23 protein-coding genes and 1 tRNA gene are annotated in these 22318 nt (G+C 60.9%); 13 read left to right on the top strand and 11 right to left on the bottom strand.

Translation table 11 applies throughout. The annotated features are described in order from the left end of the window. Positions 1-22 precede the first annotated feature (22 nt). Positions 23-1804: a glyoxylate carboligase gene (gene gcl, locus FJ419_RS23760; protein ID WP_140698751.1), complete on the bottom strand. Its 1782-nt coding sequence runs from the start codon at positions 1802-1804 to the stop codon at positions 23-25. A gap of 204 nt (positions 1805-2008) precedes the next feature. Here gcl and bhcR point away from each other — a divergent pair, with 204 nt between their 5' ends. Continuing rightward, the gene (gene bhcR / locus FJ419_RS23765; protein WP_140698754.1) at positions 2009-2830 is read left to right on the top strand and encodes an HTH-type transcriptional regulator BhcR; all 822 of its coding nucleotides are present in this window, start codon (positions 2009-2011) and stop codon (positions 2828-2830) included. A gap of 94 nt (positions 2831-2924) precedes the next feature. Here bhcR and FJ419_RS23770 read toward each other — a convergent pair whose 3' ends face one another. Then, positions 2925-3284, bottom strand: coding sequence for a hypothetical protein (locus tag FJ419_RS23770; RefSeq protein ID WP_140698757.1), 360 nt, complete (start codon positions 3282-3284; stop codon positions 2925-2927). Positions 3285-3486: 202 nt separating this feature from the next. On the opposite strand from FJ419_RS23770, the gene FJ419_RS23775 reads away from it, so the two are divergent. Next, complete coding sequence (locus FJ419_RS23775; protein WP_246679323.1) at positions 3487-3858, top strand: hypothetical protein; 372 nt, start codon at positions 3487-3489, stop codon at positions 3856-3858. 115 nt (positions 3859-3973) lie between these two features. Here FJ419_RS23775 and FJ419_RS23780 read toward each other — a convergent pair whose 3' ends face one another. Together FJ419_RS23780 and FJ419_RS23785 are read right to left on the bottom strand one after the other, a co-directional pair. Further along, positions 3974-4285: a BA14K family protein gene (locus tag FJ419_RS23780; RefSeq protein ID WP_140546392.1), complete on the bottom strand. Its 312-nt coding sequence runs from the start codon at positions 4283-4285 to the stop codon at positions 3974-3976. 193 nt (positions 4286-4478) lie between these two features. After that, positions 4479-4646, bottom strand: coding sequence for a hypothetical protein (locus FJ419_RS23785; RefSeq protein ID WP_140698760.1), 168 nt, complete (start codon positions 4644-4646; stop codon positions 4479-4481). A 152-nt stretch (positions 4647-4798) separates the two neighbouring features. Between FJ419_RS23785 and FJ419_RS23790 the strand changes: the two genes are divergently transcribed. Then, positions 4799-4874 (top strand) — tRNA-Thr (locus FJ419_RS23790). Between the two features lie 40 nt (positions 4875-4914). Here FJ419_RS23790 and FJ419_RS23795 read toward each other — a convergent pair. Beyond that, positions 4915-5115 carry a hypothetical protein gene (locus FJ419_RS23795; RefSeq protein ID WP_140698763.1) on the bottom strand — a complete coding sequence of 67 codons (201 nt, stop codon included), beginning with the start codon at positions 5113-5115 and terminating at the stop codon, positions 4915-4917. A gap of 121 nt (positions 5116-5236) precedes the next feature. Here FJ419_RS23795 and FJ419_RS23800 point away from each other — a divergent pair, with 121 nt between their 5' ends. Beyond that, positions 5237-7153, top strand: coding sequence for a BTAD domain-containing putative transcriptional regulator (locus FJ419_RS23800; RefSeq protein ID WP_140698766.1), 1917 nt, complete (start codon positions 5237-5239; stop codon positions 7151-7153). A 129-nt stretch (positions 7154-7282) separates the two neighbouring features. Here FJ419_RS23800 and FJ419_RS23805 read toward each other — a convergent pair whose 3' ends face one another. Beyond that, positions 7283-7897, bottom strand: coding sequence for a TetR/AcrR family transcriptional regulator (locus FJ419_RS23805; RefSeq protein WP_140698769.1), 615 nt, complete (start codon positions 7895-7897; stop codon positions 7283-7285). Between the two features lie 93 nt (positions 7898-7990). Between FJ419_RS23805 and FJ419_RS23810 the strand changes: the two genes are divergently transcribed. The 5 genes from FJ419_RS23810 to FJ419_RS23830 are packed head-to-tail and all read left to right on the top strand — an operon-like array spanning position 7991 to position 12532. Beyond that, entirely contained in the window at positions 7991-9073 is a 1083-nt protein-coding gene (locus tag FJ419_RS23810) for a spermidine/putrescine ABC transporter substrate-binding protein (RefSeq protein ID WP_140698772.1), read from the top strand. A gap of 8 nt (positions 9074-9081) precedes the next feature. Then, complete coding sequence (locus FJ419_RS23815; RefSeq protein WP_140698775.1) at positions 9082-9927, top strand: ABC transporter permease; 846 nt, start codon at positions 9082-9084, stop codon at positions 9925-9927. Positions 9928-9929: 2 nt separating this feature from the next. Beyond that, complete coding sequence (locus FJ419_RS23820; RefSeq protein WP_140698778.1) at positions 9930-10712, top strand: ABC transporter permease; 783 nt, start codon at positions 9930-9932, stop codon at positions 10710-10712. Further along, a complete protein-coding gene (locus tag FJ419_RS23825) occupies positions 10709-11773 on the top strand; it encodes an ABC transporter ATP-binding protein (protein ID WP_140698781.1) in 1065 nt (354 codons plus the stop codon). Before FJ419_RS23820 ends, FJ419_RS23825 begins: the two co-directional genes overlap by 4 nt. 3 nt (positions 11774-11776) lie before the next feature. Further along, positions 11777-12532 carry an MBL fold metallo-hydrolase gene (locus FJ419_RS23830; protein ID WP_140698784.1) on the top strand — a complete coding sequence of 252 codons (756 nt, stop codon included), beginning with the start codon at positions 11777-11779 and terminating at the stop codon, positions 12530-12532. 61 nt (positions 12533-12593) lie between these two features. Here the strand turns inward: FJ419_RS23830 and FJ419_RS23835 are convergent, their stop codons facing one another. After that, positions 12594-13523 carry a glycosyltransferase gene (locus tag FJ419_RS23835; protein ID WP_140698787.1) on the bottom strand — a complete coding sequence of 310 codons (930 nt, stop codon included), beginning with the start codon at positions 13521-13523 and terminating at the stop codon, positions 12594-12596. Positions 13524-13684: 161 nt separating this feature from the next. Here FJ419_RS23835 and FJ419_RS23840 point away from each other — a divergent pair, with 161 nt between their 5' ends. Next, a complete protein-coding gene (locus FJ419_RS23840; RefSeq protein ID WP_140698790.1) occupies positions 13685-14626 on the top strand; it encodes a hypothetical protein in 942 nt (313 codons plus the stop codon). Beyond that, positions 14620-15801, top strand: a complete 1182-nt coding sequence (glf, locus tag FJ419_RS23845) for a UDP-galactopyranose mutase (protein ID WP_140698926.1) — start codon at positions 14620-14622, stop codon at positions 15799-15801. Before FJ419_RS23840 ends, glf begins: the two co-directional genes overlap by 7 nt. 119 nt (positions 15802-15920) lie before the next feature. Here the strand turns inward: glf and FJ419_RS23850 are convergent, their stop codons facing one another. Beyond that, positions 15921-16907: an NAD-dependent epimerase/dehydratase family protein gene (locus FJ419_RS23850; protein WP_140698929.1), complete on the bottom strand. Its 987-nt coding sequence runs from the start codon at positions 16905-16907 to the stop codon at positions 15921-15923. A gap of 693 nt (positions 16908-17600) precedes the next feature. Here FJ419_RS23850 and FJ419_RS23860 point away from each other — a divergent pair. Together FJ419_RS23860 and FJ419_RS23865 are read left to right on the top strand one after the other, a co-directional pair. Beyond that, positions 17601-18374, top strand: coding sequence for an NAD kinase (locus FJ419_RS23860; protein ID WP_140546433.1), 774 nt, complete (start codon positions 17601-17603; stop codon positions 18372-18374). Positions 18375-18666: 292 nt separating this feature from the next. After that, positions 18667-20208, top strand: a complete 1542-nt coding sequence (locus tag FJ419_RS23865) for a DEAD/DEAH box helicase (protein ID WP_181170795.1) — start codon at positions 18667-18669, stop codon at positions 20206-20208. A gap of 93 nt (positions 20209-20301) precedes the next feature. Here the strand turns inward: FJ419_RS23865 and FJ419_RS23870 are convergent, their stop codons facing one another. The 3 genes from FJ419_RS23870 to FJ419_RS23880 form a co-directional block, all read right to left on the bottom strand. Continuing rightward, positions 20302-20910, bottom strand: coding sequence for a hypothetical protein (locus tag FJ419_RS23870; RefSeq protein ID WP_140698799.1), 609 nt, complete (start codon positions 20908-20910; stop codon positions 20302-20304). 251 nt (positions 20911-21161) lie between these two features. Continuing rightward, positions 21162-21812, bottom strand: coding sequence for an OmpA family protein (locus FJ419_RS23875; protein WP_140546436.1), 651 nt, complete (start codon positions 21810-21812; stop codon positions 21162-21164). A gap of 137 nt (positions 21813-21949) precedes the next feature. Further along, a complete protein-coding gene (locus FJ419_RS23880) occupies positions 21950-22318 on the bottom strand; it encodes a GFA family protein (RefSeq protein WP_140636767.1) in 369 nt (122 codons plus the stop codon).

Here is a 22318-nt window from a genome sequence, read left to right on the forward strand (position 1 = left end):
TTTCTCCTTCGTCCGCCTGAACTCAATCCAACATCATGATGGCCGTCGGCGCATCCTCATTACGCTCGGCAAGCTCCTCGAATTCGGTGACCTTGTCGATTTCCGTGCCCATGGAAATGTTGGTGACGCGCTCGAGGATGAATTCCAGCACGACCGGAACCTGGTGCTCCTTCATCAGCCGCTGCGCCTCCTTGAAGGCGCCGGCGAATTCCTCGGGCTTCCTCACGCGGACCGCCTTGCAGCCCATCGCCTCGGCGACCGCGACATGGTCGACGCCGTAGCCCGCCTCCGGATCGCCGGCACGATTGACGTTCTCGAAGGCGAGGGTCACCTCATAGTCCATCGAGAAGCCGCGCTGCGCCTGGCGGATGAGGCCGAGATAGGCGTTGTTCACGACGACGTGGATGTAGGGCAGCTTATGCTGGGCGCCGACGGCCAGCTCCTCGATCATGAACTGGAAATCATAGTCGCCGGAAAGCGCGACGATGTCGCGATCCGGATCCGCGGCGCGCACGCCGAGTGCCGCCGGCAGCGTCCAGCCGAGCGGGCCGGCCTGGCCGCAATTGATCCAGTTGCGCGGTTTGTAGACATGCAGGAACTGCGCGCCGGCGATCTGCGACAGGCCGATCGTGGTGACATAGGTGGTGTCGCGGGCAAACGCCTTGTTCATCTCCTCATAGACGCGCTGCGGCTTCAGCGGCACCTGCTCGAAGTGCGTCTTGCGCTTCATGGTCTTCTTGCGCTGCTGACATTCCTTGGCCCAACCCGACCAGTCGCGCAGCTTGCCGGCGGTGCGCCATTCGGTGGCGACGTCGAGCAGGATCTTTAGCGCGGCACCCGCATCCGAGACGAGGCCTAGATCCGGCGCGAAGACGCGGCCGATTTGGGTCGGCTCGATGTCGACATGGATGAATTTTTTCCCCTTGGTGTAGACGTCGACCGAACCGGTATGGCGGTTGGCCCAGCGGTTGCCGATGCCGATCACGAAATCGGCTTCAAGCATCGTCGCATTGCCGTAGCGGTGCGATGTCTGCAGGCCGCACATGCCGGCCATCAGCCGGTGGTCGTCGGGGATCGCGCCCCAGCCCATCAAGGTCGGGATGACCGGCACGCCGGTGACTTCGGCGAACTCGATCAAAAGATCGGAAGCGTCGGCGTTGATGATGCCGCCGCCGGCGACGATCAGCGGCTTTTCAGCCTCGTTGAGCATCGCCAGCGCCTTCTCGGCCTGCGCACGCGTTATCGCCGGCTTGAAAGGAGCGAGCGGCTCATAGGCGTCGATGTCGAATTCGATCTCGGCAAGCTGCACGTCGACCGGCAGGTCGACCAGAACCGGCCCGGGCCGCGAGGAGCGCATCAGATGGAAGGCCTTCTGCAGCGTCATCGGCACCAGATAGGGCTCCATGACGGTGACCGCCCATTTGGCGACCGGTGCTGCGATCGAAGCGATGTCGACGGCCTGGAAATCCTCCTTGTTGAGGCGCGCGCGGGGAGCTTGACCAGTTATGCATAAGATCGGAATCGAATCCGCCGAGGCCGAATAGAGGCCGGTAATCATGTCGGTGCCGGCCGGACCGGAAGTGCCGATGCAGAGCCCGATATTGCCGGCCTTGGCCCGCGTATAGCCTTCGGCCATGTGCGAGGCGCCTTCGACATGGCGCGCCAGCACATGGCGGATGGTGCCGCGCGCCTTCAACGCCGAATAGAGCGGGTTGATCGCCGCGCCCGGAACGCCGAAGGCATTGGTGATGCCTTCCTTTTCGAGAACGAGAACCGCAGCGTCGACAGCGCGCATCCTGGCCATGACAAGCCTCCATTTCATTGGGTGGCTTTGAGGATGCCAGTGTGCGTTCGATTTTTCAATTTTTTCAGAATATTTTTTCATTTCTAGAAAACCGGTGTTATCGGCTGATTTCGCTTCACTTTTCCTTTTCCAAAAAATCGCTCATGGCCGTCACTAAAAAACTTTTTCATTGCATGCGATGTCAAATCGGCGAGAATGGCCGGTATGGAAACCACGGAAAAACGCCAGCGCGGCCGGCCGCGCGCCTTCAATGGCCCATCCGAAGCGGCCTCGGTGCAGTCGCTCGACCGGGCGCTGCGGATCCTGGCCATCGTCGCCGAGGCCAGCGGCTTGTCGCTGAGCGAGATCGCGGCGCAAAGCGGCATTGCCGCCTCGACCGCCTATCGCATGCTGACGACGCTGGAAAACCACGGCATGGTCGAGTTCGATACGACCGATCAGCTCTGGTCGGTCGGCGTCGAGACCTACCGCATGGGCGCTGCCTTCCTGCGTCGCCGCAAGCTGGTCGACCGCGCCCGCATCGTCATGCAGGAACTGATGGAGAAGACCGGCGAGACGGCCAATCTCGGCGTCGCCGAGGACGATTGCGTCGTCTTCGTCAGCCAGGTCGAGACGCACCAAGCGATCCGGGCCTTCTTCCGGCCGGGCACGCGCAGCCCGTTCCATGCTTCCGGCATCGGCAAGGCGGTGCTGGCGCATCTCGAGCCCGAACGGGTCGCCGCTATCCTGCGCAAGGCGGGCCTGCAGCGCTACACCGACAAGACGCTTTCCGACATTTCGGCGCTTGCCCATGATCTGGCCGTTATCAAGCATCGCGGCTGGTCGGTCGACGACGAGGAGCGCCACCCCGGCATGCGCTGCGTGGCCGCCGCCATCTTCAACGAGTTCGGCGAGCCGCTCGGCGGCGTTTCGGTGTCCGGACCGACGGTGCGGGTCACGCCCGAGCGGCTGGCCGAGATCGGTCCGCTGGTGCGCGACGCCGCGGTCGAAGTGACGAAGATGATCGGCGGCGTGAAAGCCTACTAGAGCGTTTCGTTTCATGGAAACGGCGAACCGCTCTAGCTCTTTGTTTTAACGCAATTCCGGACGGAAAACCGCTCACACTTTTCCTGGAATTGCTCTAGGACGCGCCTGGCAATGCGCTCTTTGCCGATATGTCGAAGAAATCCAGCAGGATCGCCAGCCCAACGCCACAGGCCGCGAAAATGAGGCCGGCGAGGAATATCCGACTGGCGCGGTCATGAATGCTTCGCTGCAGGGATTTGATGTCGAGCAGAATGGCCAGCGCCCGGATCTGCAGCGCAATGCCGACCAGAATCGGCAGGACGGCAATCAGATGGTAGGTCTGCCATGGGATCGGGTTGGCCGCCCAATGGGTGATAAAGCCTAGCGAGAACGCCAGCAGGATGCCGACGATGGTGATGGTGCCGTTGCGGAAAACCGGTTCCACCCGTTCTTCCTTGGGATCCTGATTGTTCAAGTGACCCTCCCCTCGATGCCGTCAAAGCCAGACTAAACGCTTGCAAAATCGCTGTACATCGTTGGTGCTCGGCAAGACCGACAGACAATAGCCAGTCCGGACGCCGGGCTTGACCGTCTTGCCGCGCCGTCGGAATGCATGCGAAAGGGCGCGGATGCGGAAAACACTTTACCTCCTATCCGCCGCCTCACTTTGCGGATGCATGGCGGCGGCACCGCCGCCGCCCGCGACCAGCGGCAACCCCATCGGCAACCCACTGGTCGATCCCATTCCGATCTCGCTGGCCCTGGAGGAGATCATCACCGCCGGCGTCCGCCAGCATTTGAAGAACCCCATCGCTGCGAAATTCGGAACGATGCTCGCCGGAGAACGCACGTTGAACGGCCGCCACGAGATCGTGGCGTGCGGCTATGTGGACGACAAGGGCTCTCCCGGCGGCATCGAGCCTTTCGTCGGCAAGATCTATCCCGATGCCGGAAATAGTTTTGAACTCGTTGCGATAAATGACGTTTCAGTCATCGGCGCCTGCAAGGCGGCGGGATTGGCAATGCCGGAGCTGAAGCCCAATTCCTGAATTGCTGGAGGCGGAACATCGTCCGCTTCAAATCAATCAGGCGGATGCGCAATGCTCAACGCAAGAAAAGGGGCTGCGCGCAGCCCCTCTTTCCAGCCGTTTGTTCAGCTCCCTCCTAGAGCCTGCAATAGCGCGGGCCGTCGTAGCTCATATAGGTGTCGGTGCGCTCGTCGTAGCTGGCGTAGCGGGCGTAGCAGCGGCGGACGTGGATCGAGTCGTAGCCGTCGTCCTCGACATAGACGGTGCGGGGCTGCTGCTGGGCGAGCAGGCTGCCGAGAACGAAACCGCCGACGCCGGCGGCGATGCCGATGCCGAGCTCGCGGCGGTGATGATGGTCGTGGGCGGCCGAAGGCTGAACCGTGCCGACGAGCGAGCCGGCGGCGACGGTGGTGGCGATGAGGCCGGAAACGATGGTGCGCTTGAACATGACGATCTCCTGTTTCGGTGGAGAGGCGAACCATCCGCCTCTTGATCGTCTGTCGCTGCGGCCCGGAAAAAGGTTCGAAGTATTTTCGTGATTTTTTTCGCCGAGATTGAGCGAATAATAGCGAGTAGGGAAAGCGGGGATATGCTGAATGCAAATCCCCTATTCGCTACTCACTATTCGCTACTCGCTCACTTCATCCCATCCCCGTGACATGCCTCAGCCAGAAGGCCAGCACGATGAAGCCGACGAAGGTGGCGACGCCGGTCCAGTCGATGTTGGCCTTCTTCAGATCGCTGATGACCTTCACCAGCAGAAGCCAGGTCACGACGATGAGCGGCAGGATGATGACGAATCTGATCATGCGGCACCTCGTTCGATGCGATTGCACCCGAGAAAGATGTAGGAAGCGGCGCTCCGCTTTTCAGCATCCCGGGCCAAGCCACGGCATCCATTGGCAACCCAAAACGGAGTTTTGTCTTTACTGGCGCACCAAATGTGCTACCGGAGCGCCGTGCCCTTGTAGCTCAGCTGGTAGAGCAGCGGTTTTGTAAACCGAAGGTCGCGGGTTCGATCCCTGCCGGGGGCACCAGATATATCACGCGTTTTTCTTTCCTGTCGTCTGTCAAGGATCAATGCTCGCCAACGTCCTCGTCGAGGCGACAGGTGCTTGAGCTGAAACCAATCGCAACGCTGTAGGCCGCCCAGATGGCAGTTGCGTAAGCCATTGGCAACTTGCAGCAAAATCGACCGAAATCGGCTCCCGGCAGTCTCGCGCAATCGGCTGTGCGAACGTTGTTCGCCGTTTTCAGAACCTCCAGTTCGACGGACATTGGAGTTTCCCGCTCAGATGTTGTTTAGTCATCGAAGGGCAACGTCGAACGAACGGCGTGAGGTGGCTGTGAAAAGCCGCGTGAAAACCGCGAAAGAAATCGAAATTCAGAGCAAATCGCGATGAGCTTGGCGCGGCTCGATCTGCTGGGCGGGTTTCGCCTCACGTCTCGGGAGGGAACGAGGCTTGAGGTGCCCGCCAGGAAGAATCGCGCGCTTCTGGGCGTCCTCGCCTTGGCGCCCAACCAAGAGGCGACCCGCCAAAAGCTCGCCGGGCTCTTATGGGGTGATCGAGGGGAGGAGCAGGCCAGAAACAGCTTGCGGCAGGCCCTGGCTTCTATCCGCAAGGATTTTTGCGATCTGGAAGCTGACACTCTGGTTCTGATCGGAGATCGCGTCGCACTCAATCCAAGGCACATTTCGGTCGACGTAACCGAGTTCATCGCCGCCTCCGCAAGCCGCGATGCACCCGGGCTCCGCCAAGCGGCCGATCTGTATGCCGGACCGTTCCTTGACGGCCTGGGTTCGACTGACAATGTCTTAGAAGACTGGCTGCGCGACGTCCGCGCCGACTTGTTGGCCCGAGCAATTCGTGTGTTCGAGTCCCTGGCAGCATCGGTGAGCGGTAGCGAGCGCGTCGCGGCGGCCGCGCGGCTGGTGGCCCTCGAACCCCTACGCGAACAGTCACACATTGCCTTGGTTCAGGCCCATGTCTCCATGGGCCAGACAGCCCTTGCTATCAAGCAGTATGAGGCATGTAAGCTGTTGCTGAAGCGCGAGTTGAGCGTGGAGCCGGGCGACCAACTTCAGCAATTGCGCCGCGTCCTTGACGAGGCTTCGATGATGCAAGCCGGTGACAGTACCCCAAGCCATAGCCCGGTAATTGCTATTCTTCCCTTCGAGAACATGAGCGGCGATTCTGATCAGGACTATTTCAGTGACGGGATTACAGAGGATATAATTACCGAACTGGGCCGATTTGGTGAACTTCACGTCATTGCCCGCAATTCATCCTTCACCTTCAAGGGCAGGGCTGCCGACACCTCGACCCTAGCGAAGCAGTTGTCAGCCGACTACCTTGTTCAAGGAAGCGTTCGCCGTGCCGGCAACCGGGTGCGGATTTCGGCCCAACTCATAGATGCACGGTCTGACAATCAAATATGGGCGGATCGATTCGATCGGGAACTCGTCGACATTTTCGATCTTCAGGACGAGATTGCCAGAAGTGTTGCCACGATCGTGGTGGGAACGATCCGGATTTCAAGCGTAAAGAAAATACGGCGTGTTCCGATCACTCAACTTGATGCCTACGAACTGTACCTGCAGGCGCGTGTTCGCTTCGTTCGCTATGACACAATCCTGGAAGCGGAGCCCTATCTCGTCAGGGCGATCGAGCTCGACCCGAACGTCGCGTCGATTCGTGCCATGATGGCGATTGTACTATCGACAAGATGGCTGCTCGATGCGAATCCGCTCAATCGTGAATTACTCGAGGCGGCTCTGGTTTATGGCCGCAGCGCTCTCAAACTCGGACCGCAACAGGCGTGGTGCCACAAGGCGGTCGCTCACCCGCTCATGTTCCTGGGCCAACTCGACGAGGCTCTTGCCCATCTGGAACAGGGCGTCAGCCTCAATCCCAATGACATCTGGGTTCGAGCAATCCGCGGTTTGTGCCGCAGCTATATCGGTCAGCACGCGGCGGGGTTGTCCGATCTTGACGCATGCGTTGCCCGTGATCCGCTGACTTACGATTGGTTTTGGGACGTGCGTGGGCAGATTCTTTTGGTTCTCGGGCGCTATTCGGAGGCAATCAAGTCCTACCGCAACCTCAACTCCTACTCATTCTGGTCATACGCGTATCTGGCAGTTTGCCATTTGCGGGAGGGCGATGTCGCTCTCGCTGCCGATGCAGTCATGCAATGCCTGGCAGCCAAGCCCGGCGTAACCGTCAGCGCCGTTCTCATAGATCCATATCGTGACCCGAAAATCCTTGAGGGCCTTCGGAAGGACCTTCTTGCTCTCGGCATAACCGACGAGTGAGTCGCAATGCTCGACCCGGTTCTCCGTCCGCAACCGCCATGCGCCAATCGACGAAAGCTCCTGTTACAAGGAATGGCTCTGCGCGGGACGCCGCGTCAGTGAGGAATAGCGTTTGCCTCCTCTACATCCTCATACCCCAATCGCCACCACCAGCACCTTGTTCTGCCTTCGTATCGCCGCGCGCAGTTCCGGTATCTTCGCCTCGTCGCGCTTTACGAACTCGATGAACATCATGTTCATGTTGTTGAAGATCAGCTCGCCCACTGCCAGCCCGTCTATATCCGAGCGCACAAGCCCGATCTCCTGCAGGCGGACTATCAGCGCGCTAATCTGCCTGGTCAGTTCCCGGTCGAGGGCGGTGTAGGCCTGGCCGAAGGGGCTGTCGGGCAGTTGCGTCGAGATCGCCATCGCCTGGCGCCACATCTCCTTGCTGAGATAATTCAGCGAGTGCTCGATATAGATGCCGATCAGCGTGTCCAGCGCGTCGCCGACATTGGCGGGCGGGCTGGCCACCACCCCTCGCCCGGCATTCAGCACCTCATTGACCTCCATCGACACGATGGCGCCGAGGATGTCGCCCTTATTCTGGTAGTAGTTGTAGATGGTGCCGATCGAGACCTCGGCTTGCGCTGCGATCGCCTCGATCTTGGCGCCTTCATAGCCGGCCTCGCGGAACAACTCCGTCGCCGCATCGATGATGCGCCTGTGCCGGTCCGCCTTCTGCCGTTCGCGCAATCCGCTCATATCGGCCTCTCTGCCACAAAATCATAATTGACTCAATTTTAGAATTGGCTCAACTTTTCTTCCAACAAGCCAGCAAGGCAGGGAGAACACTCGATGACCGTCACCACCCGGACTCCGCATTTCACCCTGAAGTCTCATCTCGCAGCCGCCTGGGCGACAGCCGCGTTGCTGCTCGCAGCCAGTGCCGCACAGGCCGCCGATCTCAACGCGCTGATCTGGTGCGATCATTCCGATCCGGCGCTGCTGCAGCCCTTCGAGGAAGCCAACAACGTCAAGGTCAACGTCAAGGAATTCGAAGGCACCGGCGCGGGGCTGGCGATCGTCGACCAGTCGCAGCCCGGCGACTGGGATGTGATGGTGATCGATAGCATCGACGTGCCGCGCGGCGTCGAGAAAGGCCTGTTCGAGCCGCTGCCGGAGGACAAGCTGCCCTTCGCCGACCTGTTCCCGGAAGTGAAGATGGACAAGTCGACCGTCGTCGACGGCAAGCGCTACGGCATCACCGAAAAGTTCGGCTATAACACGATCGGCTTCAACAAGACCAAGGTCGATCCGGCCGACATGCAGTCGCTGGCCTCCCTCACCAGCGACAAATACAAGGGCAAGGTCGCGATCTACGACTATTACCTGCCGGTGATCGGCATGGCCGCTCTGGCCATCGGCAAGAAGACGGCCGACCTCACCGAGGCCGACCTTCCTGCCCTCAAGGCCGAGCTGCTCAAGATGAAGGCCAATGCCAAGCTGGTCGGCGAGGTCACAGCCAGCCAGACCGCTCTTGCCACCGGCGAGGTTGATATCTTGGTCGGCGGCGGCGAATGGGTGACGGCTGGGCTCGCCAAGGAGAACCCGGCGCTCGACTTCTCGATTCCGAAGGAGGGTGCTGTGCTGTGGTCGCAGTCGCTCGCCATGTTCAAGGATTCCAAGAACAAGGACATGGCGCTGAAATTCATCCAATACATCATGAGCCCCGAGGGCCAGGCGCGGCTTGCCACCTCCTCCTGCTATTGGGGCATGCCTTCGAACAAGAAGGCGGCGCTGAGCGACGAGCAGAAGAAGATCCTGCGCTTCGACGAGCAGCCCGGCTTCCTCGCCCGCGCCCAGGCCTATCCGGCGCCGAACGCCGATCTCGACAAGAAGATGCAGGACATGTGGACCGAGATGCTGCAGGCGCAGTAAACCGGCCGATGACATCAGCGGGAAACAAGTCGCGTGCCCTGCCCTGGGCGCTGGTCACGCCGGCGCTGGCGTGGACGCTTCTGTTCTTCGTGCTGCCCTTCATCGCCATGGGGCTTTCCAGCCTCACGGCGCATGACGGCGGCGGCTTCACTTTGGCCAATTACAGCCAGTTCTTCACCGACGCGTCCTACTGGCGGGCGATGGTGAACTCGCTGGAGGTGACGGCGATCGTCACTGTGATCTCGATCCTGCTTGCCTATCCCTTTGCCTGGATTCTTGCCGAGATGGTGCCGGAACACTGGCAACGGCTGGCGCTGATGCTGGCGGTTCTGCCGTTCTGGACCTCCTATGTCGTGCGCTCCTATTCCTGGCTGCTGGTGCTGGCGCAGAACGGTGTCATCAACCGGGCGCTGACCGGCATCGGCCTGATCGGCGAGCCGCTGCAGCTCGCCAACACGCGTTTCGCGACCGTCACCGGCTTCGTGCATTTCTTCGTCATGCTGTTGACGCTGACGATCTTCGCCAATCTGAAACAGCTCAGCCCGAGCTACCGCAAGGCTGCCGCCGATCTCGGCGCCGGGCCGGTACGCACCTTCCTGCATGTCGTGCTGCCGCTCACCTTGCCCGGCATCATGGTCGGCGCCTTCCTCACCTTCGTGCTCTGCATCGGCGACTACATCACACCGCAGATCCTCGGCGGCAACAACGAGCTGGTCATGCCGCAGCTCGTCATGATGCAGATCGGCCGCCGCGGCGATTTTCCGCTGGCTTCGGCGCTGTCGATCATCCTGATGGCTGTGGTGACCATCGCCTATCTCGCCTGCGCCCGCTGGCTGAAGATCGAGCGGGCCTGATCATGCGCGCCGCCATCCGCCTCGCCGCCTGGGTCTACGCCATCGCGATATACGGCTTCATCTTCCTGCCGGTGGTCGTGCTGGTGCTGTTCTCGCTGCAGGCGACCTCCTTCCCGATCCCGCCCTTCACCGGCCCGTCGCTGCGCTGGTACCAGGCAGTGCTGTCGGATGCGCGGCTCACCTCGGCGCTCCTCAATTCGCTGCTCGTCGCGGTGCTCTCCTCGCTTGCCTCCGTCACGCTCGGATTCCTCTCCGCCTGGGGGTTCGCGCGCTTCGTGCTGCCGGGTTCGGCCATCCTGCGCGGCCTGATCACGCTGCCGCTGACCGTCAGCTATCTCATCATCGGCATGGGCCTTCTGGTGCTGTTCAACTGGGCCGGCGTGCCGAAATCGCTGCTGGCGGCCGGCATCGGCCATGTCGTGATCAACCTGCCGCTCTGCTTCGCCATCATCTACAGCCAGATGGGCGACCACCAGATCAACATCGAGCGCGCCGCGCGCGACCTCGGCGCCGCCGAATGGAAAGTGCTGCTCATGATCACCGTGCCGGTCATGGCGCCGGCGATCTTCGCCAGTTTCTTCCTGTCGATGACCTTCTCCTGGGACGAATTCGTCATCTCCTTCCTGCTCACCCGCTTCGAGACGACGCTGCCGGTGGAAATCTGGAACCTGCTGCGTTCCGGCCTCAATCCCAAGACCAATGCCGTCGGCTCGCTGGTCTTTGCCGTCTCCATCGCCCTGGTGGTGTTTTTCGAGCTGACGCTGTTGCGGAGAAAGCCGGCATGAGCGCGCCCTTGGTCGATATCCGCAATGTCTCGCATCGCTTCGGCCAGCTATCGGTGCTGAAGAACGTCTCGCTGGCGATCGAGCCCGGCAGCTACACGATCCTGCTCGGGCCTTCGGGTTCCGGCAAGACGACGCTGCTTTCGATCCTCGGCGGCTTCGTCACGCCTAGCGAAGGCAAGGTCTTCATCCGCGGCGCGGATTGCACTGTCGTGCCGCCGGCCAAACGCCCGACAACGACGGTGTTCCAGGACTATGCCTTGTTCCCGCATATGAGCGTCGGCGGCAATGTCGGCTTCGGGCTGCGCATGCAGGGCGTCGATGGCGCGACCCGGGCAGCCAAGGCGCGCGAGGCGCTGGCGCTCGTCGGGCTGGCGACGTCCTTCGACAAGAAGCCGCATCAGCTCTCCGGCGGCCAGCGGCAGCGCGTGGCGCTTGCCCGGGCGCTCGTCATCGAGCCGGCGGTGCTTTTGCTCGATGAACCGCTCGGCGCGCTGGACCTGAAACTGCGCCGGCAGATGCAGGACGAGCTGAAAGCAATCCAGAAGCGCGTCGGCACCGCCTTCATCCATGTCACGCACGATCAGGAGGAAGCAATGGCGCTGGCCGACCATTGCGTGGTGATGAATGATGGCCGCATCGAGGACGAAGGCACGCCCGAGCGGGTCTATGCGCGGCCGGCGACGCGCTTTTCAGCCACCTTCATGGGCGAGAGCACGATCCTTGCCGGCACCGTGACCGAGACGAGGAACGGGACCGTCACGGCCTCGACGGCGGTGGGGCCGATTTCACTGCCAGGTGCTACGCCTGCCGGCGCCAGGGTCGCGCTCGCCATCCGGCCCGAGCACATTGTTCTCGGCGAAGCGAAAGGCGACGTAGCGCTCGGCACGGCCAAGATCGGCGACGTCGTCTTCCAGGGCAGTTTCAAACGCGTGTTGGCGACTTCAACGCTCGATCCCGCGCTACAATTCATCGCCAAGGCGCCCGCTTCCGCTACCATTCAGGCAGGCGACACGATCTCGGTTTCATGCAACGCTCAAGACATCATCCTGCTGGCGGACTGATCCATGAGCACGCTTCCGGTCATCGAGGCTCCGGACTGGTACGAAACCATCCGCATGGGCGACGACGTCACGCTCATCCATGAGCCGTGGATAAAACCGTTCTTCCGCTGCAACATCTGGCATGTTCGCGGGCGCGACCGCGACCTGTTGTTCGACACCGGCCTCGGCCACTTCAGCCTCAGGCGCCACGTGCCGATGGTCAGCGAGCGCAAGCTTACCTGCGTGGCCAGCCACACGCATTTCGACCATATCGGCTGCCACCACGAATTCCCGGACCGCTGCGTGCATTCCGCCGAAGCGGCAATCCTTGCCGATCCGCGCAACGAATGGACGGTGGCGGACCGCTACGCCAATGAGGCGATGTTCGACGGCGTGCCGCAAGGCTGGGATACGGCGCGCTACCGCATCCTGCCCGCGCCGGCGGCCCGGCTGCTCGAGCATGGCGATGTCGTCGACCTCGGCGACCGCGCCTTCGAGGTCATCCACACACCTGGACACTCGCCGGGCGGCATCGCGCTTTATGAGAGAAAGACGGGCATCCTGCTGTCCGGCGACATCGTTTATGACGGGCCGCTGATCGACGACGTCTATCACTCCGACATCGATGACTATGTCGCAACGCTGCTTGCCATGCGCGACCTCGACGTCTCGGTCGTGCATGGCGGCCATTTCCCAAGCTTCGGCAAGGTGCGCTACCGGCAACTCATCGACGAATATGTCGCGGGCAAGCGCAAGGCCGGGTGCCACTTGCAGAGATGAAGAACACCGAGGGCGACGATACGGTCCCGACTGGGAACAAGCATCTTTCGACGCTGCCGTCTCACCGTTTTGGATCCGCCCGATCCTTCAGGAGCGTGATCGTATATTTCGGCGGCGTTCCATTGCGGTTCTTCTTCCAGGGCCTCAACCGGTCCTTCAACCGCACCACCGTCTTCTTGTAGACAGGCGCCGGCAGTCCGGCGAGATCGTAATAATCCTCGAGGATCGTCGTGCCCAGAAGCGCCTTCTCTTGCGGGTAGAAGGAAAAGTGCGCCGCGATCAGATCGCCGAAAACCTTGCCCGGCCGTCCGAGCTTGACGGGAAGGACGGCGGAAAACCACTCTTCTTCATCTCCCAGCGGGTGAAAAAGGTCGCCCAGTTCGACAATCTCCGACCCGAAAAAGCCGATCGCATTGATGGAAAAACGCGATGCCTTGACTTCGCGATCGGGCACTCTGAAATCGCCCAGCCGGCCGGTGCGCACCGCTTCGATCAGCACCGGATGCATCGCGATCGGGAACGTCGGATAAGACCAGGAGAATGGGCACATCGCCTGGCAGGTCAGCGGCCCTTCGATCTGAACCGCGGAGAGGTATTTGATGAAAGTGTTGCAGATGGCGTTGTTGATGATGAGCGGCGCATACCAAAGGGCCGAGCCCCGCTCGGTCAGCACCCGTTCCACGTACTTTTCGAAAAAACCGTCCTCGAGAAACACGATGTCATCGTCCAGCCTCAGATAGAAAGCATCCGGATCGTCGCAGAAACGGAAAAAACGTCCGATGGCGTCGTTTTTTCCGTTGGCCTCGGGCAACGTCTTGATTTTAATTCGCGAATCGGCGCTCGCCAATTGCCTGAGATAGGCTCGATCCTGCTCGTTGCGGCAGTTGTCCCACAGATGCCATTCGTGCACATGAGAGCTCTTCAGGACATAGTGGCTAAGTACGCCAAGATATTTCTCACGTCCGGCCGGAGTAACAACGATCAGCTTCATGGATAGCCATCCTGACACGGGACGTGTTGCGCAATTGCCGAACTAGCCGTCAGTCGATAACCGGCCGCCGATCTCGCGGCAAGCGTGCCAAGCGTTCAAACCTTCTGAAGCGAGCAACTTTGGTGTAAGTGCCGCGAGACAGCAAAGCAGCCCACCGAAGCATGAACTCCACCAACAGATCTCCGCAGCCGACCAGCCACCGCAATCTCGTGATCGTCAGAGCCGGCGACCGTTCCCTGCATCGTGGTTGGGGAGCGGACGAACCAGGATGCGACTTCGACCTGATCGTTAGTTACTACGGATCCGATCCATCGGCCTTCAGCCTGCCTTACGAAAGACGAGTGGATCGGAAAGGCGGCAAGTTTGACGGCCTTTTCGCGCTGTTCAGTGAGCAGCCGGACTTGCTCCAGCGCTATCGGTATTTCTGGCTTCCAGACGATGATCTCGAAGCAGATCGAAGAACGATCGAGGCTATGTTTGCGAACATGCGCCGGCTCGACCTCGATGTCGGCCAACCCTCTCTGACGCTCGACAGCTACTTTTCGCACCTGCCGTTCATGCGTTGCGACAGCTTCGAGCTCCGCTTCGTGGATAAGGTCGAGATTATGGCTCCCTGCATCCGAGCCGACGTGCTGGTCAAGATGCTGCCGCTCTTCGAACATTCAATGAGCGGCTTCGGCCTTGATTCGATCTGGACGCGCCTGGCGCCGGACAACCGTCGCAAGTCCGCCGTGTTCGATGACTTGTCGATTCGTCACACGCGCCCTGTCGGTAGCGCGCTTGCCCAAGCGATGTTGGAAAAAGGCCTCACACCCAAGGCGGAATACGCGCAATTGAAGGCCAGATTTTTCCTGGATGAATTCTATCCGATCTCCTATGAGGCCGTGGACAAAAAAGGGCGCGTTTGGCGATCGAAGACTGCCATAGGCCTGCGCATGATGCTGCATTACGCCCGACGGCTAAATGCATTCAGACAGGTGTATCGATTGAAGAAAACGCTGTGGCGGCACGTTCGCCGTCAGCATTTCAAGGCGGCCGAACTCTCGACCATCGCGATCGAGCCGCCTCCGGTTCGGACTGCCGAAGGGGCGATGACATGTTGAACGGCGCCGATCTTCTTGTCGTGGGGGCGGGATTCTACGGCGCAACGCTTGCCGAGCGTGTTGCAAGCAGGCTGGGCCGCCGTGTGCTGGTGATCGATCGACGCGCGCACATAGGCGGTAACGCCTACACCGAGCCCGACGCTGCCACCGGCGTCGAGATCCATCGCTATGGGCCTCACCTCTTCCATACATCCAATAAAGAAGTCTGGGACTATCTGCGCACCTTCACGCAATTCAACTCCTATCGGCACCGTGCGTTTTCGTCATATCGCGATCAGATCTATTCCTTGCCGATCAACCTGGCGACGATCTGCCAGTTCTTCGGCAAACGGCTCAGTCCCGATCAAGCGCGAGCGCTGATTGCCGAGCAATCGTCCGAACTCGGCGACCGGCAGCCGGCTAATCTCGAGGAGAAAGCTATCTCGCTTATCGGGCGCCCGCTCTACGAGGCGCTCATCAGAGGCTACACTGCCAAGCAGTGGCAGACCGACCCGCGCGAGCTTCCGCCGCAGATCATCTCGCGTTTGCCGGTGCGCTATACATTCGAGGACGGCTATTTCAACGATCGATACCAGGGACAGCCGCTCGAAGGCTATACGGCAATCTTCCAGAAGATGCTTGCGCACCCGCTCATCGAGACCAGGCTCGGCGTCGATTTCTTCCAGATCAAAGGATCGCTACCCAAGAATATTCCGATCGCCTACACGGGCGCCATCGACCGATATTTCGACTACGCCGAAGGAGACCTCGGATGGCGGACAATCGACATCGAGTTCGAACATATGGACACGCCGGACTATCAAGGCACAGGAATCATGCATTACGCCGATGAAGCCGTGCCTTACACACGCATCGTCGAGTTCAGGCATTTCAACCCGGAGCGTGAATTTGACGGCGACAGGACGCTGATCGGTCGCGAATTCTCGCGTTTTGCTCGTCGCAGCGACGAACCTTACTATCCTATCGACACCCGCGCCGACCAACGTATCTACGAGCGCTACCAGGCGCGCGCTCGTCGCGAACAAAACACTCATTTCGGCGGCCGGCTCGGAACATACCGCTATCTCGACATGCACCAGGCAATCGGCGCGGCGCTCAAGGCGTTCGAGACCGTCTTCGTGCCATATCTCGAAGGTCGATCGGAGACGGTGTCGATGAGAGGCCGGCCTTCCTGAGCGAAGTGGGCCAAACTCTTAAGACCATGATCCCGAAAGTGGGAACCGGTTTTCGGAGAAGATCATGCTCCAACAAAGAGTTGGATCGGGATGGCGATTCAACGAAACGTCATCGTGATCTAGGCTGGGACCGCGGCAGGGGCGGCAATCTGGCTCCGGAACCACTCAAGGGTCCGTCGAATACCTTCCTGATAGCCTGTAACGGCTTCCCACCCAGGAAGAATACGCTTTGCCAATCTCAAGTCAGGGCAACGATTTGTCGGATCTTGAGGAACCGGTTCATCATGGACGATCGAGCTGCCGGGAACCAGGGAGCAGACGAATTTCGCGATATCCAGGACCGGAACCTCGCAATTGTTGCCGATATTCAGCGGGCCACGATGTGAAATGTTGTCGCGCCAGAAGAAACGCTCCAATCCGTCGACGATGTCATCGACATAACCCCAGCTGCGCGATTGCAGACCATCACCATAGACGGTCAGCACTCCAGTCGTCAGCGCCTGGCTTATGAAGTTCGAAATCGCACGCCCGTCATCTATACGTGTGCGGGGTCCGTATACATTGAAGAGTCGCACCACTCTCACGTCGAGACCCTGCGTGCGTTGGGTCTCGAACAACAGCGCTTCCGTGCAGCGCTTGCTTTCGTCATAGGAGGACCTGGGGCCCGTACAGTCCACTGAACCTCGGTAACTCTCCGGCTGTGGGGAGACCTGCGGATCCCCATACACCTCCGAGGTGGATGAAAAGCAGAAGCGGCCGCCGGGCTTGAGCAAACCGAGAAGGTTGAAAGCCCCGCCGACATTGGCACGAATGGTGCGTGCCGGATCGCTCATGTACCAGGACGGCGAAGCGGGCGATGCGAGGTGAATGATCTCGTCGAACCGTTGCGAGGTGGTGAAGGCCTCCGCATCCTCGATCTCAAGGCTCAATCGCGGATCGTTAAGATGCGCAAGGTTCTGGCGCGAGCCGGTCCATAAGTTGTCAACCACAACAAGGCAGTCGAGATCCGTGCGCTGCAGGAGACGATCGGCTAGATGCGAGCCTATGAAACCACTGCCTCCCGCGACCAACACCGAGCAACGATCCTTACGACTTATTCCATGCATCATCACGCCGACTTTGCTTTCGGAGCGCGCTCGCCCCAAGGTTGAATCGAAAAGACCCATAGAGCCTGGCGAATTGCTAGGCAATCCAGCGAGCGCGTTTTCGCTACCCCGCAGATCTGGCAAATACGAGTTAGCCGCAGTCATCGCGACCGCGCGCCGTTGATGCCGCGTATCTGGTGAATGTCATCCCGCGCGGCGTTTCATGGGAACGGCAAACCGCTCATCGCTCGGCGCTGATGCAATTGCGGACGGAAACCCGCTTCGCGCGTTTCCCGGAATTGCCTTAAAGCGCCCTTTGCGGGCAAAGTGTTCCCGTGGCGTCGCCGCAGCGGGAAGCTGTCGGCTGCGGCCGCTGGCTCATCTCTTCGGAATGACGCACCAGCTCGGCGAACATCAGCGCGAAACTTCCCATCATCAGGAAGACTATGATCAGACGCGTTACCGGCAATAGACAGGGCTCTCGACTGGCTAGCCCCCGCCAACCCATCCACTGTCGGCTAACATGATCGATCCGGCTTTACGAGTGTTTAAGCTTCGCCTTAACCATGGCAGCCATCACATTCATGTCGCCGCTGTCACGAAGCGCGATTGTCGGGTGTGACCGCCAGCTGGCGCTGCGCCCTTCACAGATGTGGGCGGCGCATGCTACGCCGTCGCCGGCGCGGCCCAGCAGACGGTCGCCCTCCGGGAGCCATGAGCAAAGCCGACAGCCGTTTCGCCTTCGTTTCTTCCGACACCGACGACGCCCGCGCGGCGCTGGAAAGCCTGTCCGCGCGCTATGGGCAGGTGCCTGTCGCGGATGCCGAGATCATCATCGCGCTCGGCGGCGACGGCTTTCTTCTGCAGACGCTGCGCGAGACGATGAGCACGGGCAAGAAGGTCTACGGCATGAACCGTGGCACCATCGGCTTCCTGATGAACGAATATCGCGCCGGTGGCCTCGAGGAACGCATCGCAAACGCCGTCTCCGAGACGATCCGGCCGCTGGAAATGGTCGCCGTGACGCATGACGGCGAAACGATTTCGGCGCCGGCCATCAACGAGGTGGCGTTGTGGCGCCAGTCCTATCAGACGGCGAAGATCCGCATCACCGTCGACGGCCAGGTGCGGCTGGAGGAGTTGAACTGCGACGGCGTGATGATCGCGACGCCCGCCGGTTCCACCGCCTACAATCTGTCGGCGCATGGGCCGATCCTGCCGCTCGATGCGCCGCTTCTGGCGCTGACGCCGGTCAGTCCTTTCCGGCCGCGCCGCTGGCGCGGGGCGCTGCTGTCCAACAAGGCGACCGTGCGCTTCGACATCCTGGAAGCCGAAAAGCGCCCGGTGAATGCCGCGGCCGATCATACCGAGGTCAAGGCGGTGGCCTCCGTCACCGTGCGGGAATCGCCGACGGCGACGGCAACTTTGCTGTTCGATCCGAACCATTCCTGGAACGAGCGTATCCTTGCCGAGCAGTTCCGCTACTGAGCCGGCGCAAGGATATTGTTTCGATCAATGCATGTCGCCCAAAAGCGCGCAGCGGTTTTGGGCATACGACGTGATCAAGCAAAGATATAAAGCGCGGAGCCTCAAACCGTTTCAGCTCGACGCGCTTTAAGCATCGCGATTAAGGTTACGTCTTCACAATCGCTGTATTTCGGTCCGTTTCTGTTGACAAATCGAGGGCTTGCGCCTAACTGCAACACCGATCTTGCAGGCGCGCGGCGCCTGCCGCGGCTACTGTGTCGCGATTTCCCCAACCAACAAAGACAACAAACACTTGTCCTCAGACACCACGATCGCTCAAGAAGCGTTGACATTCTCAGACCTCGGCTTGTCGCCGAAGGTTCTCTCCGCGGTCACCGATGCCGGCTACACCAAGCCGACTCCGATCCAGGCCGGCGCCATCCCGCATGCGCTGCTCGGCAAGGACGTGCTGGGTATCGCCCAGACCGGCACCGGCAAAACTGCTTCCTTCGTGCTGCCGATGCTGACGCGCCTGGAAAAGGGCCGGGCGCGAGCCCGCATGCCGCGCACGCTGATCCTCGAACCGACCCGTGAGCTCGCCGCGCAGGTCGAGGAAAACTTCATCAAATACGGCAAGAACCACAAGCTCAATATCGCGCTGCTGATCGGAGGCGTCTCCTTCGACGAACAGGACAAGAAGCTCGAGCGCGGCGCCGACGTGCTGATCGCGACGCCCGGCCGCCTGCTCGACCACCGCGAGCGCGGCAAGCTTCTGCTCAATGGCGTCGAGATCCTCGTCATCGACGAGGCCGACCGCATGCTCGACATGGGCTTCATTCCCGATATCGAGCGCATCTGCGAGATGATCCCGTTCACGCGCCAGACGCTGTTCTTCTCGGCGACGATGCCGCCGGAGATCACCAAGCTCACCGAGAAGTTCCTGCACGCGCCGGTGCGCGTCGAGGTTTCGAAGGCCGCCTCCACGGCGACCAGCATCACGCAGCGGCTGGTGAAGTCCGGCACAAAACCCTGGGAAAAGCGCGAGACGCTGCGCAACCTGATCAAGGCCGAAGACGCCGATCTGAAGAACGCCATCATCTTCTGCAATCGCAAGGTCGAGGTGTCGGAGCTGTTCCGCTCGCTGTTGAAGCATGATTTCGATGCCGGCGCGCTGCATGGCGACATGGACCAGCGCGCCCGCATGCAGATGCTCGCCAATTTCCGCGACGGCAAGCTGCGCTACCTCGTTGCCTCGGACGTCGCAGCGCGCGGTCTCGACATTCCCGATGTCAGCCATGTCTTCAATTATGACGTGCCCATCCACGCCGAGGATTACGTCCACCGCATCGGCCGCACCGGCCGCGCGGGACGCGCCGGCAAGTCCTTCACCATCGCCACGCGCTCCGAGACCAAATATGTCGACGCCATCGAGAGGCTGATCGGCACCAAGATCGAGTGGCATGACGGCGACCTGTCGACCGTGACCGAGAGCGAGGGCGAGGAGCAGCCGCGCCGCGGCCGCGGCGCCCCGCGTCGCGCCGGCCGCAAGGACGAGGATCGCAAGGACCGGGGCGAGCGCAAGAAGGACCGTCACGCCAAGCGCGACGAGACGCCCGATGCCGCGCGTGAGGAACAGCCTGTCGCCGAAGTGGCCGACATCGCCGAACGCCGCGCCCGCAAGGATGCGATCCGTTCCGAGAACGAACGCAAGGGCCCTGGCAACCGTCACGAGCAGCGCGGCGACGCCCGACCGCAGCGCGACCGCCCCGGCCGCCATCGTCAGGGAGAAGACGACGCAACCGTCGGCTTCGGCGACGACGTGCCGGCCTTCATGCGGATCGTCGCAAAGGTCTGAAGTCGATACCGGCATAGCCTGAATTGAAAACGGCCCCACACGGGGCCGTTTCGTTTTTGGCTTCGCCTGAAGCAATTCAGCCAAAGGCGATGCCTACATCGGACCCGGCATCATCTTGGTCGGCTTCTCAAGCATCGGGAACTCGGCCCTGCTGCATTTCACGTTCGGGTTCGTTGGACTGAACATGCCGTTCGGATTGTCCTTGAACAGCCATGCATGCAGGTCGTAGTGGACGAACTCCCTCGGAATGAGCGGATAGTGGCCTTCCATCGGCCCCATGAATTTCTGCCCGAACAGCGTCGGCACCTCCTTGGTGTCCGGCGTCAGCGGCACCAGCCATTCCACCCCGACCAGCTTCAAGCCTTTCTTGGTCGGCTCGTAGATCAGGACGTTGGGTTTCATCGGGTCGAGCGGCTTGCCGACGCTCGGGACGTTGACGAAATGAATGCCCATCGCGCCCTTCTGATAGTACATAGCGCCGTCTATCTTCTCGCCGCCATAGTGGATGCAGCCGACGGTCGACAAATAGAGGTCGCGAACAGCGGCGGTGTAATCTTCATACTTGGCCAGCGATTTCTTCAAGGCTTCGATGTCGGCCTTGTTGGCGTCCTCGGCCCGAGCCGCAGCGAGCCCGAACGATGTGCCGATAAGACATGCCAAAACGAGGACGCCGCAGCGCCCCAAGCGAGCTGTTCTTGTCATGCATTCCTCCCAGATTCTCTTGATCTGGCCGTGCAAGACCGGGGCGGCAGATGTTGATTGCGCGGCCTATTGACCGCCCCATCCCCTCTGGAACAGCAGAATGTTAGTCCTTTCCCCGGTTCTGGAAAAGCATTAGTTTCTTCTAATTGATGTCCTAAGACCTTCGACCCATCTTTGGGCCATTTCAAACAAAAACGGCCCCCTTTCGGAGCCGTTGTCTTGATGGAATCACGCCTCTGCGCGCCGTTTTCTCAGGTGAGCGGCGACAGCTGGATCTCGACGCGGCGGTTCTGCTCGCGGCCGGCGGCGGTCGCATTGGATGCGATCGGGCGGGTCTTGCCGAAGCCGGTGACGGCGAAGCGGCGCTGGTCGACTCCCTGGCCGGACAGGTAATTTGCGACGGCAAGCGCGCGACGCTGCGACAGGTCGAAATTGTGCTCGTCGCCGCCGGTCGAATCGGTGTGGCCGAACACGTCCACAGTGGTCTGGCGGAATTTCTTCAGCACCAGCGCGACCGAATTCAGCACCGGATAGAAGCCCGGCTTCACCGCGTCCTGGTCGACATTGAAGGTGATGTCGGACGGCATGTTGAGGATGATCTGGTCGCCGCTGCGGGTGACGCTGACGCCGGTGCCCTGCAATTGACGGCGAAGCTCGGCCTCGTTCTGGTCCATCGTCGCGCCGATCGCGCCGCCGGCGAGCGCGCCGATGCCGGCGCCGATCAACGCGTTGCGGCGGTCGTTGCCACCGGCCAGCAGGCCGAGGCTGGCGCCTGCCAGGGCGCCGAGGCCGGCACCGGCCGCCGTGTTGGAGATCTTCTGGTCGCCGGTATACGGATCGGTGGTGGTGCAGGCGCTCACCAATAGAGCCGCCGCCACGGCGACGAGCACAGTCTTCTTCATGAGATTGGTCCCTCTCCAATTCGCGGCCTTTGCGACCGCGCCAAATCAGCCCTTCCGCAGCCTTGTAACATGAAATGCGGCGAAAAACGGAACGGGAATGCCGCCGGTAATGTCCGGCGGTGGCTCCCCTGTCGGCTCTACCACAAATTCTTGCCGTCGATGACCACCACCTCGACCTTGTCCAAATCGAAATCATCGAACAGGCGCGAATTGACGCTGATCTTCGGGTTGTCGAAATCCGGCTTTCCGGTCGACCAATCAGGCGTCTCGGTGAAGGTGCCGCAGCCGCAAATGGCGCAGAAACCATGCTTCACCGTCTTTGAGCCCCAGCGATAGAAGGAGACGTTTTCCGGCGGGCTCGTGAGCTTGAATTGCGACGGCACATAGTAGGCCCATAACGAGCCCCGCTTCGAGCAGAACGAGCATGTGCATTGCGTCACCGTCCGCGGCGCCTCGGCAACCTCGAAGGTTGTCGCCTTGCAGTGACAGCTTCCCCTGATGGTCAT

This window comes from Mesorhizobium sp. B2-6-2 (assembly GCF_006440615.1).
Taxonomy (GTDB): Bacteria; Pseudomonadota; Alphaproteobacteria; order Rhizobiales; family Rhizobiaceae; genus Mesorhizobium.